13 protein-coding genes are annotated in these 13,924 nt (G+C 66.5%); all 13 read left to right on the forward strand.

The window, feature by feature from the left end; all coding sequences use genetic code 11:
- Window positions 1-120: 120 nt before the first annotated feature.
- Window positions 121-2,676, forward strand: coding sequence for an ATP-dependent helicase (locus Q0C42_RS07425; protein ID WP_295074146.1), 2,556 nt, complete (start codon window positions 121-123; stop codon window positions 2,674-2,676).
- A gap of 514 nt (window positions 2,677-3,190) precedes the next feature.
- Window positions 3,191-3,832, forward strand: a complete 642-nt coding sequence (locus Q0C42_RS07430) for a nucleoside/nucleotide kinase family protein (protein WP_295074148.1) — start codon at window positions 3,191-3,193, stop codon at window positions 3,830-3,832.
- 134 nt (window positions 3,833-3,966) lie between these two features.
- The gene (gene ftsW, locus Q0C42_RS07435) at window positions 3,967-5,130 is read left to right on the forward strand and encodes a putative lipid II flippase FtsW (protein ID WP_295074150.1); all 1,164 of its coding nucleotides are present in this window, start codon (window positions 3,967-3,969) and stop codon (window positions 5,128-5,130) included.
- Entirely contained in the window at window positions 5,127-6,221 is a 1,095-nt protein-coding gene (locus Q0C42_RS07440) for a UDP-N-acetylglucosamine--N-acetylmuramyl-(pentapeptide) pyrophosphoryl-undecaprenol N-acetylglucosamine transferase (protein ID WP_295074152.1), read from the forward strand. The genes ftsW and Q0C42_RS07440 overlap by 4 nt, the downstream gene beginning before the upstream one ends.
- Entirely contained in the window at window positions 6,218-7,627 is a 1,410-nt protein-coding gene (gene murC, locus Q0C42_RS07445) for a UDP-N-acetylmuramate--L-alanine ligase (RefSeq protein ID WP_295074154.1), read from the forward strand. The genes Q0C42_RS07440 and murC overlap by 4 nt, the downstream gene beginning before the upstream one ends.
- Window positions 7,628-7,655: 28 nt before the next feature.
- Entirely contained in the window at window positions 7,656-7,934 is a 279-nt protein-coding gene (locus Q0C42_RS07450; protein WP_295074156.1) for a DUF2484 family protein, read from the forward strand.
- A 40-nt stretch (window positions 7,935-7,974) separates the two neighbouring features.
- A complete protein-coding gene (locus Q0C42_RS07455; protein WP_295074158.1) occupies window positions 7,975-9,186 on the forward strand; it encodes an APC family permease in 1,212 nt (403 codons plus the stop codon).
- A complete protein-coding gene (locus Q0C42_RS07460) occupies window positions 9,183-9,455 on the forward strand; it encodes a DUF2484 family protein (RefSeq protein WP_295074160.1) in 273 nt (90 codons plus the stop codon). The genes Q0C42_RS07455 and Q0C42_RS07460 overlap by 4 nt, the downstream gene beginning before the upstream one ends.
- A 3-nt stretch (window positions 9,456-9,458) precedes the next feature.
- Window positions 9,459-9,716: a hypothetical protein gene (locus Q0C42_RS07465; protein WP_295074162.1), complete on the forward strand. Its 258-nt coding sequence runs from the start codon at window positions 9,459-9,461 to the stop codon at window positions 9,714-9,716.
- 41 nt (window positions 9,717-9,757) lie between these two features.
- Entirely contained in the window at window positions 9,758-10,684 is a 927-nt protein-coding gene (gene murB, locus Q0C42_RS07470; RefSeq protein WP_295074164.1) for a UDP-N-acetylmuramate dehydrogenase, read from the forward strand.
- A 40-nt stretch (window positions 10,685-10,724) separates the two neighbouring features.
- On the forward strand, window positions 10,725-11,645 hold the full coding sequence (locus tag Q0C42_RS07475; RefSeq protein WP_295074166.1) for a D-alanine--D-alanine ligase: 921 nt from the start codon (window positions 10,725-10,727) through the stop codon (window positions 11,643-11,645).
- A complete protein-coding gene (locus Q0C42_RS07480; protein WP_295074167.1) occupies window positions 11,633-12,529 on the forward strand; it encodes a cell division protein FtsQ/DivIB in 897 nt (298 codons plus the stop codon). Before Q0C42_RS07475 ends, Q0C42_RS07480 begins: the two co-directional genes overlap by 13 nt.
- Window positions 12,526-13,860: a cell division protein FtsA gene (gene ftsA, locus Q0C42_RS07485; protein WP_295074169.1), complete on the forward strand. Its 1,335-nt coding sequence runs from the start codon at window positions 12,526-12,528 to the stop codon at window positions 13,858-13,860. Before Q0C42_RS07480 ends, ftsA begins: the two co-directional genes overlap by 4 nt.
- Window positions 13,861-13,924: the final 64 nt, after the last annotated feature.

The following is a 13,924-nucleotide window of genomic DNA, read 5'->3' on the forward strand; positions in this document are numbered from 1 at the left end:
TATCAGGGACGGTCCCGACGCACAGTCACGATCGGGCGAGCCGAAAAACGCCCGCGAAAAGCGGAACATTCACCGAACAATCCCTTTTCCCCAGCGATCCAAGCCGCTATCCTGTCGCGCATGACCGCTTGGGACGAAGATCAGGCCTTTGAGGCCGCCGCAGCCCCCGTGCCCCCGCCTGCGACCCTTTCGCAGCGTGCGATGGCGGAGCGCGCCACGCCTTATCTGGACGACCTGAACCCCGCCCAACGCGCCGCAGTGCTGGCGCTGGACGGACCGGTCCTGATGCTGGCGGGCGCTGGCACCGGCAAGACCAAGGCTTTGACCGCGCGGATCGTCCACCTCTTGAACCAGCACAAGGCCCGCCCGAACGAGATCCTTGCCGTCACCTTCACCAACAAGGCCGCGCGCGAGATGAAGCTGCGCGTCGGCCGGATGCTGGGCGAAGTGGCCGAGGGGATGCCCTGGATGGGCACCTTCCACTCGCTGTCGGTCAAGATCCTGCGGCGACATGCCGAGCTGGTGGGGTTGAAGCCCAACTTCACCATCCTGGATACCGACGACCAGCTGCGGCTGCTGAAGCAGCTGATCGTCGCTGCCAACATCGACGAAAAGCGCTGGCCCGCCCGGATGCTGGCCCATCTCATCGACGGCTGGAAGAACCGTGCCTGGACCCCGGACAAGGTGCCCTCCGCCGAAGCCCCCGCCTACAACAACCGCGGAACCGAGCTTTACGCCGCCTATCAGGAACGCCTTCGCACCCTGAACGCCACCGATTTCGGCGATCTACTGCTGCACTGCGTGACGATCTTCCAGAACCGCCCCGACGTGCTGGAGCAGTACCAGCGCTGGTTCCGCTACATCCTTGTCGACGAATACCAGGACACCAACGTCTGCCAGTATCTCTGGCTGCGGCTGCTCGCGCAGGCCCACAAGAACATCTGCTGCGTGGGCGACGACGACCAGTCGATCTACGGCTGGCGCGGGGCCGAGGTGGGCAACATCCTGCGCTTCGAGAAGGACTTCCCGGGCGCGACGGTGATCCGGCTGGAGCAGAACTACCGGTCTACCGCACACATCCTTGCGGCTGCCAGCGGAATCATCGCGGCGAACAAGGGGCGGCTGGGCAAGACGCTGTGGACGGCGGGGGAGCCGGGCGAAAAGGTTCGCCTCATCGGCCACTGGGACGGCGAGGAAGAGGCGCGCTGGATCGGCGAAGAGATCGAGGCGATCCAGCGCGGCACCCGGGGGATGGAGCCGCGCGACCTGAACCGGCAAGCGATCCTGGTCCGCGCCTCCCACCAGATGCGGGCCTTCGAGGACCGGTTCCTGACCATCGGTCTGCCGTACCGTGTGATCGGCGGCCCGCGTTTCTATGAGCGTCAGGAAATCCGCGACGCGATGGCCTATTTCCGGCTGGCGGTATCTCCCGACGATGATCTGGCGTTCGAGCGGGTGGTAAACCTGCCGAAGCGGGGCCTTGGTGATACGGCTCAGACGAAGATCAACGTGCTGGCGCGTGAGGCTCAGGTGCCGCTTCTGGACGGCGCGCGGGAGGCGTTGGCCAAGGGGGTGATCGGCGGCAAGGGGGCCTCGCAGTTGCGGGCATTTGTTGATGGGGTGGACCGCTGGCATTACCTCGTTGTCAATCGGGACAACCAAACAGAAATAGAGCGCTATTCCGTCCCATTGGATGAACTTCGCGGCCAATTAACATCGCTTCTGAAGAAGCTTGAGGATTTGATCGAAGACGATGCCGTCCAAGCCGAGATAGACGTTCTGAGGGCTAGAATAGGCCCTTTGGAAAGAACTGTCGCAATCTTAGCCGGGAACCACATGTTTCTGGCCGAAGATATACTTGAGGGATCCGGCTACACTTTCATGTGGCAGAACGACAAGACGCCGGAGGCTCCGGGGCGGCTCGACAACCTCAAGGAACTCGTGAAGGCGCTGGAGCAGTTCGACAACCTGCAGGGGTTCCTGGAACACGTCTCCCTCATCATGGACAACGAGACGGAGGGGGCGGAGGAGAAGGTCACGATCATGACCCTCCACGCCGCCAAGGGTCTGGAGTTTCCGGTGGTCTTCCTGCCGGGGTGGGAGGACGGCCTGTTTCCCAGCCAGCGCAGCATGGATGAGAGCGGGTTGAAGGGGCTGGAGGAAGAACGCCGCCTGGCCTACGTCGGCATCACCCGGGCCGAGGAGCTGTGCACGATCAGCTTCGCCTCGAACCGGCGGGTCTACGGGCAGTGGCAAAGCCAGCTTCCCAGCCGGTTCATCGACGAGCTTCCGGCCGACCATGTCGAGGTGCTGACCGCCCCCGGCCTCTATGGCGGCGGGTATGGGGCGGCGGCGCAGGTCGGGTTTGGATCGGCGCTGGAGGAGCGGGTTTCCAAGGCGGACGTCTACAACTCACCGGGGTGGCGGCGGATGCAGGAAAACGCCACGAGCCGCCCGATGCGGCAGCCGGTCGAGGCCCGGAACGTCATCATCGATATGGAGGCGGTGTCGCCCTATGTGATGGGGGACCGGGTGTTCCACCAGAAGTTCGGCTACGGCGAGGTGATGGGGATCGAGGGTGACAAGCTGGACATCGAGTTCGATCACGCCGGGTCGAAAAAGGTCGTCGCGCGCTGGGTGATCCCGGCGGATCAGGTGGACGACGTCCCGTTTTAGGCTGCGGCTGCCCACGCGTGGGCGGTCTCTTCTGGTGTGCAATATCAATGATATAGCTGCGGACGGTAGGAGTTTCTTAAGGTCTGGCTGCCCCCCGCGTTAAAGAAGCCACGTAGCCAATTGGCGCCCGGGTCGGACTTGCTTTATCGGATTGCGTCGCCCGCAGCAGGCACGGCCTCGGACGCACCTCTCGCCAACGGTCCCTACGACGGCATAGCGATCGTCATCCGCAGGAGCGATTTTGCGTCCAGGTTTACTGGCGGCATAGGGCTGTTGAGCGTGCGAGGCGTGCCGATAGCTTGAACACGCGCGCCAGCGGGACAGCTTTTGCAGCGCGCTTTCAGGCCGGATACTGCCCGACCCGCCAGACCTTCAGCGACCCCATGCATGACTCTAAGGCCGCTGCACTTCCGGATCGTCTCATGGCGGCTGGGCGCTGCGCTTTGTCCGCCGCCACCTTGCACCCGTCGGCCCTGCGTGCACAGTCTGGGGCAAGGTTTGGGTGGAGGACCACATGACACAAATGCCCGTCGATCTTGCGCAACTGGCGGACAGACTGGAAACCCGGGCGGCCGCTGGCGGCCGGGTCATTGCGGCTATTGCAGGCGCGCCCGGATCGGGGAAATCGACGCTGGCAGAAAAGCTGATCGGCAAGCTGAATGCGCGGCGGCCAGGAATGGCGGCGGTCCTGCCGATGGACGGGTATCACTATGATGACCTCTACCTCGTCCCGGCAGGCCTGCGGCCAAGGAAGGGTGCGCCGATGACCTTCGACGTGGGGGGGCTGTACCACACGCTGAAGCGCCTGCGCGACCGCGACGAGGCGGAGGTCGCGGTCCCCGTCTTCGACCGCAAGATCGAGATCGCCCGGGCAGGGGCGCGGCTGATCCCGAGGGAGGTGGCGGTCATCGTGGTCGAAGGGAACTGGCTGCTGTTGAACCAGGCGCCCTGGGATGGATTGCAACCGATGTTCGACCTGACCGTGATGGTCGATGTCCCCGAGCACGTGCTGCGGGCGCGGTTGCGGGGGCGGTGGGAACGCCTGGGGCTGACCGAGACTGAAATCATCGAAAAGCTTGAGGAAAACGACCTGCCCAACGGCCGCTGGGTCCGCGATGGCTCGGTGCCCGCGGACCACGTGATCCGGAACGGCTGACCGCCGAAATCCCTGCGCGACGGTCCGCATTCGCGCTGGCCTTGCGAATCGATTGGCGCTACTCTGGCGCGTGAAGACCTGGGGGACACACCCGGGCTTCCAAAGGCAGAGCAGGCGTAAACAGGCGGTTTTCCATGACTGAAATGGTCTATGGCTCCAATCCCGTACGGGTGTCGGAGCCGGTCATCCCACGGTGGTGGCGCACGATCGACAAGTGGACGCTGACCTGCGTCTTTGTCCTGTTCGGCATCGGCCTGTTGCTTGGCCTTGCGGCCTCGGTCCCCTTGGCCACGCGGAACGGTCTGGAGCCCTTCTATTACGTCCAGCGGCAGGCCTTCTTTGGCGGGGTCGCGCTGGTGGTGATGATCGGCATTTCGATGATGCCGCCGGAAATGGTGCGCAGGCTTGGGGTGATGGGCTTTGCGGTGTCGATGCTGGCGCTGATGTTGCTGCCGATTTTCGGAACCGACTTTGGCAAGGGCGCGGTGCGCTGGTTTTCCTTCGGCTTTGCGTCGATCCAGCCATCCGAATTCCTGAAGCCGGGCTTCGTGATCGTGGTGGCCTGGCTGATCGCCGCAAGTCAGGACCTGAACGGCCCGCCGGGCAAGTCCATCTCGTTTGCGCTGACGCTGGTGGTGGTCGCCTTCCTGGCGATGCAGCCGGACTTCGGCCAGTCGGCGCTGGTGCTGTTCGCCTGGGGCGTGGTCTATTTCGTCGGGGGCGCGCCCATGCTGCTGATCGCGGTCGTGGGCGGCCTGGTCGCGCTGGGCGGGCTGGTGTTCTACGAAAGCTCCGAGCACTTTGCGCGCCGGATCGACGGGTTCCTGTCGCCGGATCTTGATCCGCGGACGCAGCTTGGCTACGCCGCGAACGCGATCCAGGAGGGCGGGTTCTTTGGCGTCGGCGTGGGCGAGGGCCAGGTGAAGTGGTCACTGCCGGACGCGCATACCGACTTCATCATCGCGGTCGCGGCCGAGGAATACGGGCTGCTTCTGGTGCTGCTGATCCTGGCGGTCTACGGGCTGATCGTGGTCCGGTCGCTGTGGCGGCTTTTGCCCGAGCGCGACCCCTTCGCGCGGCTGGCTGGCGCCGGTCTGGCCTGCATCTTCGGGGTGCAGGCGATGATCAACATGGGCGTGGCGGTGCGGCTTCTGCCGGCCAAGGGGATGACGCTGCCTTTCGTTTCGTATGGGGGGTCGTCGGTGATCGCGGCCGGGATCACGCTGGGGATGCTTCTGGCGCTGACGCGGGAGCGGCCGCGCGGGCAGATGAGCGACGTCTTCCGGCGGGGTCGGTGATGCCGAAGCTTCTCCTGATCGCGGCGGGAGGCACGGGGGGGCACATGTTCCCGGCGCAGGCTTTGGCCGAGGCGATGCTGGCGCGGGGCTGGCGGGTCAAGCTATCCACCGACGACCGCGGCGCGCGATATGCGGGCGGCTTTCCGGCGGAGGTGGTGGTGGAGCGGGTCGCCAGTGCGACCTTCGCGCGGGGCGGGGTGGCGGCAAAGCTGCTGGTCCCGTTCCGGATCGCGGGCGGTGTGGTCGGGGCGCTGCTGTCCCAGATGCGCGACAAGCCGGCGGTGGTGGTGGGGTTCGGGGGCTATCCGTCGATCCCGGCCCTGTCGGCGGCCTTTGTCTTGCGGCGGCCGCGGATGATCCATGAGCAAAATGGGGTCCTTGGACGGGTCAACCAGCTTTTCGCTCGGAAGGTGGACAAGGTCGCCTGTGGCACATGGCCCACGGCTTTGCCTGCCGGTGTGACGGGCGAGGCCACGGGCAATCCGGTGCGGCAGGCGGTGCTGGACCGGGCCTCGGCCCCCTATATCCCGCCCGGGGATTACCCGATGGCGATGGTGGTGATCGGCGGATCGCAGGGCGCGCGGGTGTTGTCGGACGTGGTGCCGGCGGCGGTGGCCCTGTTGCCCGAGGCGCTGCGGGCCAACCTGCGGGTGGCGCACCAGGCGCGGGACGAGGATGGGGCGCGGGCGGCAGCGGCCTACGAGGCGGCAGGGGTCCGGGCCGAGATCGCTCCGTTCTTCGCCGACATTCCGCGCAGGCTGTCCGAGGCTCAGCTGGTGATCAGCCGGTCAGGGGCGTCGTCGGTGGCGGATATCAGCGTGATCGGGCGTCCGGCGATCCTGATCCCCTTTGCGGCGGCGACCGGCGACCATCAGACGGCGAATGCCAAGGGGCTGTCTGACGCAGCGGCAGCGGTGGTGATCCAGGAGAAGGCGCTTGACGCCGCCGGCCTTGCGGGCCACATCGCCGCGATCCTGGAAGACCCCCACAAGGCCGAGATTATGGCGCGCGCCGCTCTGGGCGAAGGCAAGCCGGATGCGACGGCGCGATTGGTGGCGCTGGTCGAAGACTTGGGCGGAGAGACGCAATGAACGCAGCAACGAAGCTTCCGCTGGAACTGGGGCCGATCCACTTCGTGGGGATCGGCGGCATCGGGATGTCGGGCATCGCCGAGGTCCTGATGACCCTGGGCTACCGGGTGCAGGGGTCGGACGCGAAGGCCTCGAAGATCACCGACCGGCTGGTCAAGCTGGGCGCGACCTTCTTCGAGGGGCAGCGGGCCGAGAACATCGGGGATGGCGTCTCGGTCGTCGTGATCTCGTCGGCGATCAAGAAGGGCAACCCGGAGCTGGAGGAAGCGCGGCGCCGCAAGCTGCCGGTGGTGCGGCGGGCCGAGATGCTGGCCGAGCTGATGCGGATGCGGTCGAACATCGCCATCGCCGGGACGCATGGCAAGACCACGACCACGACGATGGTCGCGACCCTGCTGGACAAGGGAGGCTTTGATCCCACGGTCATCAACGGGGGGGTGATCCACGCTTACGGCTCCAACGCGCGGGCCGGGGCGGGGGAGTGGATGGTGGTCGAGGCGGACGAGAGCGACGGCAGCTTCAACCGGCTGCCCGCGACGATCGCCATCGTGACCAACATCGACCCCGAGCATATGGAACACTGGCACACCTTCGACGCGCTGCGGAAGGGGTTCCTGGATTTCGTGTCGAACATCCCGTTCTATGGGCTGGCGGTCTGCTGCACGGACCACCCGGAAGTGCAGGCGCTGGTCGGGCGGGTCACGGACCGTAGGGTCGTGACCTTCGGGTTCAACGCGCAGGCAGACGTCCGCGCGCAGAACCTGACCTACGAGAACGGGGTCGCGCATTTCGACATCGCGCTGCAGTCCGAGGGTCAGGTCATCGAGAACTGCACGCTGCCGATGCCGGGGGACCACAACGTCAGCAATGCCCTGTCTGCGGTCGCCGTGGCGCGGCACCTGGGGATGAAGCGCGACGAGATCCGCGAGGCTCTGGCCGGGTTCGCAGGCGTCAACCGGCGCTTCACCAAGGTGGCCGAGGTGAACGGCGTCACCATCATCGATGACTACGGCCACCATCCGGTTGAAATCGCGGCCGTCCTGAGGGCCGCGCGGCAGGCGACCAAGGGACGGATCATCGCCGTCCACCAGCCGCACCGCTATACGCGGCTTTCCAGCCTGTTCGAGGAATTCTGCACCTGTTTCAACGAGGCCGATGTCGTGGCCATCGCCGATGTCTATTCCGCAGGCGAGGAGCCGATCCCCGGTGCCAGCCGCGATGATCTGGTGGCGGGGCTGATCGCGCACGGCCACCGCCATGCGCGCGCGTTGCAGGACGAGGGCGAACTGGCGCGACTGGTCCGGGAACAGGCCCGGCCGGGCGACATGGTGGTTTGCCTTGGCGCCGGCACGATCAGTGCCTGGGCGAATGCTCTGCCCGCAAAGCTGATGGGCAAGGCCGCGTGACCGGGACCGAGCCACAGGAGAGCCTCGCGTGATCTGGGGCGTGGTCACTCCGCTGTTCTTTGGATGCCTCTGGATCCTGATGGCCGCGGTCGTCGCCATGCTGCCGATGAAGCGGCAGATGGTTCCGGGGCTGATCCTGCTGATCATCGCACCGTTCCTTCTGGCCTGGATCGGCTGGTTCCACGGCTGGGGCTGGATGGTCGCGGGCATCGTCGGATTCGCGTCGATGTTCCGCAATCCCTTGATCTATTTCATCCGCCGCGCGCTTGGCCGACCTGCGCCGCTGCCCAAGGAACTGGACAAGTGATCCAGCGTTGCCCCGGGACCGGCTTTACCGGAAGGCGCAGATGGCTGACGCGCTGAAACGAACCCTGGGGCTTGGCCTTCTGACGGCCTACGGCGTCGGCGTGATGGTCGGCGCGGGGATCTACGTTCTGGTGGGCACGGTCGTCGGCCATGCCGGGGTCTGGGCCCCGCTTGCCTTTGTGCTGGCCGGGGTGGTGGCGCTGTTCTCGGCGCTGTCCTATGCCGAATTTTCCACCCGGCTGCCCGAGGCGGCGGGGCAGGCGGCCTATATCGAGCGCGGCTTCTCCTCTCGCAACCTCGGTGTGCTTGCCGGACTGGCAATCGTCATCACCGGCGTCGTCTCGGCCGCAGCGGTCCTGCGCGGCGGGGTCGGCTATCTTGCGGCTTTCGTGGACCTTCCCGAACCCTGGCTGATTGCCGGGATCGGCGTGGCGCTGACGCTGGTCGCTGTCGTCGGGGTGCTGGAAAGCCTGACGCTGATCGCGATCCTGACCCTGGTCGAGGTGGCGGGCCTCATGGCGGTCATCGCGGCGGGTTTCACGGCCGCCCCGGGGCCGGACTGGACCGGCTTTGCCAATCTTCCCCCGCCCCCCATCGCGGGGATCGCCGCGGCCATCTCGCTTTCGGTCTTTGCCTTCATCGGCTTCGAGGACCTGACCAACATGGCGGAAGAGGCGAAGGAACCCGAACGCGTCATGCCCCGGGCCATTCTTCTGGCCCTGTTCATCACGGCGGCCTTGTACATCCTGGTCAGCCTGGCGGCGGTCCGCGTGGCCTCGCACGTCGAACTGGGTGCCAGCGAGCAGCCGGTGGCCCTGATCTGGGAGCGGGCGACGGGCGGGCCGGCGGCGTTTCTGTCGGCCATTGCGGTGGCGGCGGCGTTGAACGGGGTGCTGGCGCAGATCGTCATGGCAGCGCGGGTCCTGTTCGGGCTTGGCCGCCGGACGCGGCTGCTGGAGCCCTTGTCCCGGTCGCATCCCCGCTTTGGTACCCCGGTTCTTGCCACACTGCTGGTCGGGGCGGCCGTCCTTGGCGCGGCCCTGGTCCTGCCGGTAGAGACCCTGGCCAAGGCAACGGCCATCGTTCTGCTTGCCGTCTTCGTGGCGGTGAACGCGGCCTTGATCCGCCTGCACCGCCGTGAGCCGGACGCGCCGTTCCGGGTCGCGGGCTGGGTGCCCTGGGCCGGACTTCTGGCGGCTCTTGCCGCCTTGGGCGCGGCGTTGTTTTCGGCCCTGTCAGGAGAGAGCACATGATCGGAAATCTGGGCGCGGACCCCGACTACTGGCCGCTGATCCTGAGCCTGCTCTGGCTGGTCGTCGCCAATGTCATCGCCATGTTCCCCTCGAAGGACAAGCATTGGCGGGTGGCCTATGTGCTGATCGCCCTTGGCGTGCCGCTTCTGGGCTGGGTGACCTGGGTGGCGGGGCCGGTGGTCGGCCTGGTCCTGCTGGCGGCGGGGGCCTCAGTCCTGCGCTGGCCGGTGGTCTTCTTCTGGCGCTGGCTGCGCCGACAGTTGGGGTAGACGATGAACGCGATCTTCTGGGCAGTCGGCGGCGGAACAGTGCTGTTTGTCGCGGTTATGTCCTACATCATCACGCGCCGCTATGGCTGGGGGCAGGCGCTGGCATTGCCGGTCCTGGCGCTGGCGGCGCTGCTGGCGATGCAGTGGCAAGAGCGGGCGAGCACGGGCTTTGAACTGAACTGGTCGTCACTCGTCTTTGCGGCCCCGTTGCTGCTGGGCGCGGTGGTGGGCATCGCCGTGGCGCGGCTGAGGCGGGGCTGACGGGTCTTGCAACGCGCGCGAAAGCGCCGCAGAACCGGGCCATGACCAAGCTTCCCGAGACCCGTGGCGTGCTGACGCCGAACCGGCCTTTGGCTGACCTGACCTGGTTGCGCGTTGGCGGGCCTGCCGACTGGCTTTACCAGCCAGCGGATGAGGCGGACCTGGCGGATTTCCTGCGGGCGCTCGACCCCTCGGTCGCCGTTTTCCCGATGGGCGTGGGGTCGAACCTGATCGTGCGCGACGGTGGCATCCGGGCGGTGGTGATCCGGCTGGGACGCGGGTTCAACGGGATTACGATCGAGGGCGACCGAGTCGTGGCCGGTGCTGCGGCGCTGGATGCGCATGTGGCGCGTCGCGCGGCAGAGGCGGGGCTGGATCTGACCTTCCTGCGGACCATTCCGGGGTCTGTCGGTGGAGCTGTGCGGATGAACGCGGGCTGCTACGGGTCCTATGTGGCTGATGTGCTTGAGGAAATCCGCGTGGTCACCCGCGATGGACGGGTGGAGACCTTGCCCGCCTCGGCCCTGGATTTGCGTTACCGTCAAAGCAGCCTGCCGGAAGGTTCGGTGATCGTGTCGGCCACGTTCCGCGCCGGGCGGGGTGATCCGGCAATGCTGGAGGCGCGGATGGTGGACCAGATCGCCAAGCGCGATGCCAGCCAGCCGACAAAGGACCGCAGCGCCGGGTCCACGTTCCGCAATCCGGCGGGGCGATCCTCGACCGGGCGGGCTGACGACAGCCATGAATTGAAGGCCTGGAAGGTGATCGACGACGCCGGGATGCGGGGCGCGAAGATCGGTGGGGCGCAGATGTCCACCATGCATTCCAACTTCCTGATCAATGCCGGAGGGGCGACGGCCGCCGATCTGGAAAATCTGGGCGAGGAAGTGCGAAAAAAGGTTTTCCAATCAAGCGGTATCACGTTAGAGTGGGAAATCATGCGGGTCGGAGAATACCCGCAGGACTAACAAATATCACGGGTCGCATAAGACCCGGATGAGGCAGTGTATGGCGGGCGCATCGAGCAGGATGGCCCCCGAAGTGGCGGTGTTGATGGGTGGGCTTTCCGCAGAGCGGGAAGTGTCGCTTGTCTCTGGGCGCGAATGCGCCAAGGCCCTGCGGGAGGCTGGTTACCGGGTGACGGAGGTCGATTGCGGCCCCGATCTGCCTGCGCGCCTGGCTGATCTGCACCCCGACGTCTGCTTCAACGCGCTGCATGGCCGCTGGGGCGAGGATGGCTGTGTCCAGGGCATGCTGGAGTGGCTCAAGATCCCCTACACCCATTCCGGCGTGCTGGCTTCGGCGCTGGCGATGGACAAGGTCAAGACGAAGGAAGTCTACCGGGCTGCCGGTCTTCCGGTGGTCGAGAGCGTCCTAGCTTCGCGCGATGACGTGGAGGCGGGGCATGTGCTGCCCGCGCCCTATGTGGTGAAGCCCTACAATGAGGGCTCTTCGGTCGGGGTCTATATCGTCCGCGAAGGGTCGAACGCTCCGCGTCTGGCCTCGACGATGCCCGATGTCGTGATGGTCGAGACCTATGCTCCCGGCCGCGAACTGACGACGACGGTGATGGGCGACCGGGCGCTGGGGGTGACGGATATCATCACCGACGGCTGGTACGACTATGACGCCAAGTACAAACCCGGCGGCAGTCGGCATGAATGCCCGGCGCAGCTGCCGGCCGAGATCGAGGCGGCGTGTCTGGACTATGCGCTGCGGGCGCATCGCGCACTGGGGTGCCGGGGCGTTTCGCGCACCGATTTCCGCTGGGACGAGGCGCGCGGGTTGGCGGGGCTGATCCTTCTGGAGACGAACACCCAGCCGGGGATGACTCCGACTTCGCTCGCGCCGGAACAGGCGGCGATGCAGGGGATCGGCTTCCCGGCGTTCTGCGACTGGATGGTGAGGGACGCGTCATGCAATCGCTGATCGCCCGCCGCCCGGCGTCCCGCGTCCGCCGTGACCCCGCCCCGTCGAAATGGGCCTACCGGGTCCAGCGCTGGATGCTGACGCCCTATGTGCGCGGCTTCGTCATCAAGGGGCTGCCGACGCTGATCCTGCTGGGCGCGGGCGCGCTGTGGCTGGCACATGAACCGAACCGCCAGGCGGTGATCGGCCAGTTGAGCCACCTGCGCGAAGAGTTCGAGGCGCGGCCGGAGTTTCGCGTGTCGCTGGCCCGTGTCGAAGGCGCATCGGATGATCTGGCCGAGGCGGTCCGGGTCAAGCTGGCGCTGCCCCTGCCGATGTCGTCCTTCGACATCGACCTTGATGCGGCGCGCGACCGGATCGAGACGCTGGATGCGGTGCAGAAGGCCGACCTCCGGGTCCGGTCGGGCGGGGTGCTGCAAGTCCTGATCACCGAGCGGGTCCCCGTGGCCGTCTGGCGCACCGAGGACGGGCTGACGCTGGTGGACGAGACTGGCCACCGGGTCGCCGGCCTTCTGTCGCGTGCCGACCGCGCCGACCTGCCGCTGATCGCGGGCAAGGGTGCCGACGCGGCCACGCCCGAGGCGCTGGACCTGATCACTGCTGCCGGTCCCCTGACCCCCCGCCTGCGCGGCCTTGTCCGCATGGGCGAGCGTCGCTGGGACGTCGTGCTGGACCGCGACCAGCGCATCCTTCTGCCCGAACAGAACCCGGTCCAGGCGCTTGAGCGCCTTTTGGCACTGGACCATGCGCAAGACCTGATGAACCGCGACATCCTGACTGTGGACCTGCGGTCCGACCACCGCCCGACCCTTCGCCTTACCCCCAATGCCCTTGCCGAAATCCGTCGCGCGCAGGGCCTAGAAACCGTGGAGAACGAACTGTGACCGATCTCTATACCTCCCAGCGCGCCATGCGGAACATGCGCCGGGCTGCCATGCAGCGCGGCGTGATTGCCATCCTTGATGTGGGCACCTCGAAGATCGCCTGCCTTGTCCTGCGTTTCGACGGGCCTGACCGACTGCGCGAGCAGGACGGCGTCGGGCCGATGGCCGGGCAAAGCCAGTTCCGGGTGATCGGGGCGGCGACGACCCGGTCGCGCGGGGTCCGCTTTGGCGAGATCGCCGTGATGAACGAAACCGAGCGGGCGATCCGCACGGCGGTTCAGGCGGCGCAGAAGATGGCGAATGTGCGGGTCGATCATGTGATCGCCTGCTTCTCGGGGGCGGAACCCCGGAGCTACGGGCTGGCGGGCGAGCTGGACCTGCAGGACAGCGTTGTCACCGAACAGGACGTGAGCCGTGTTCTGGCGTCCTGCGACGTGCCGGATCTGGGGCAGGGCCGCGAGGTGCTGCACGCCCAGCCGGTGAACTTTGCGCTGGACCATCGCAGTGGCCTTGGCGACCCGCGCGGGCAGATCGGGCATCGGCTGGCGGTGGACATGCACCTTCTGTCGGTGGACGGCGATGTGGTGCAGAACCTCTTGTACTGCATCAAGCGCTGCGATCTGGAATTGGCGGGGATTGCGTCCTCGGCCTATGTCTCGGCAATTTCGTCGCTGGTGGAAGACGAACAGGAATTGGGCGCGGCCTGCATCGACATGGGCGGCGGGGCGACCGGCATCTCGATCTTCATGAAGAAGCACATGATCTATGCGGATTCGGTGCGGATGGGCGGGGACCATGTGACCTCGGACATCTCGAAGGGGTTGCAGATTCCGCTGTCGACGGCTGAAAAGATCAAGACGCGGCATGGCGGGCTTTATGCCACCGGCATGGACGACCGCGAGATGATCGACATCGGCGGGGATAGTGGCGACTGGGAGAAGGACCGCCGCCAGATCAGCCGGACCGAGCTGATCGGGATCATGCGTCCACGGGTCGAGGAGATCCTGGAAGAGGTTCGCGCGACGCTGGATGCGGCCGGGTTCGACACGCTGCCCAGCCAGCAGATCGTGCTGACCGGCGGCGGGAGCCAGATCCCGGGGCTGGACGGCATCGCGACGCGGGTCCTTGGCCAGCGCGTGCGTTTGGGCCGGCCGCTGCGCGTGCAGGGTCTGCCGCAGGCGGCGACGGGGGCGGCCTTTGCCAGCGCGGTCGGCCTGTGTCTGTTCGCGGCGCATCCGCAGGATGAATGGTGGGATTTCGAGATACCGGCAGAACGCTACCCGGCACGTTCGCTGCGGCGAGCGGTCAAATGGTTCAAGGATAACTGGTGACCACAATATCCGGGCGCAAAGGGCGAAATACCGCTGAACGCGGGGGTTTGACCCCCATATTTCG

The organism is Tabrizicola sp. (assembly GCF_022842145.1).
GTDB lineage: Bacteria > Pseudomonadota > Alphaproteobacteria > Rhodobacterales > Rhodobacteraceae > Tabrizicola.

What these genes read in the sequence shown, in the direction of transcription:
- Q0C42_RS07425 (WP_295074146.1), top strand. Translation starts at nt 121, where the DNA reads ATGACCGCTTGGGACGAAGATCAGGCCTTTGAGGCCGCCGCAGCCCCC.
- Q0C42_RS07430 (WP_295074148.1), top strand. Translation starts at nt 3,191, where the DNA reads ATGACACAAATGCCCGTCGATCTTGCGCAACTGGCGGACAGACTGGAA.
- ftsW (WP_295074150.1), top strand. Translation starts at nt 3,967, where the DNA reads ATGACTGAAATGGTCTATGGCTCCAATCCCGTACGGGTGTCGGAGCCG.
- murC (WP_295074154.1), top strand. Translation starts at nt 6,218, where the DNA reads ATGAACGCAGCAACGAAGCTTCCGCTGGAACTGGGGCCGATCCACTTC.
- Q0C42_RS07455 (WP_295074158.1), top strand. Translation starts at nt 7,975, where the DNA reads ATGGCTGACGCGCTGAAACGAACCCTGGGGCTTGGCCTTCTGACGGCC.
- Q0C42_RS07460 (WP_295074160.1), top strand. Translation starts at nt 9,183, where the DNA reads ATGATCGGAAATCTGGGCGCGGACCCCGACTACTGGCCGCTGATCCTG.
- Q0C42_RS07465 (WP_295074162.1), top strand. Translation starts at nt 9,459, where the DNA reads ATGAACGCGATCTTCTGGGCAGTCGGCGGCGGAACAGTGCTGTTTGTC.
- murB (WP_295074164.1), top strand. Translation starts at nt 9,758, where the DNA reads ATGACCAAGCTTCCCGAGACCCGTGGCGTGCTGACGCCGAACCGGCCT.
- Q0C42_RS07475 (WP_295074166.1), top strand. Translation starts at nt 10,725, where the DNA reads ATGGCGGGCGCATCGAGCAGGATGGCCCCCGAAGTGGCGGTGTTGATG.
- Q0C42_RS07480 (WP_295074167.1), top strand. Translation starts at nt 11,633, where the DNA reads ATGCAATCGCTGATCGCCCGCCGCCCGGCGTCCCGCGTCCGCCGTGAC.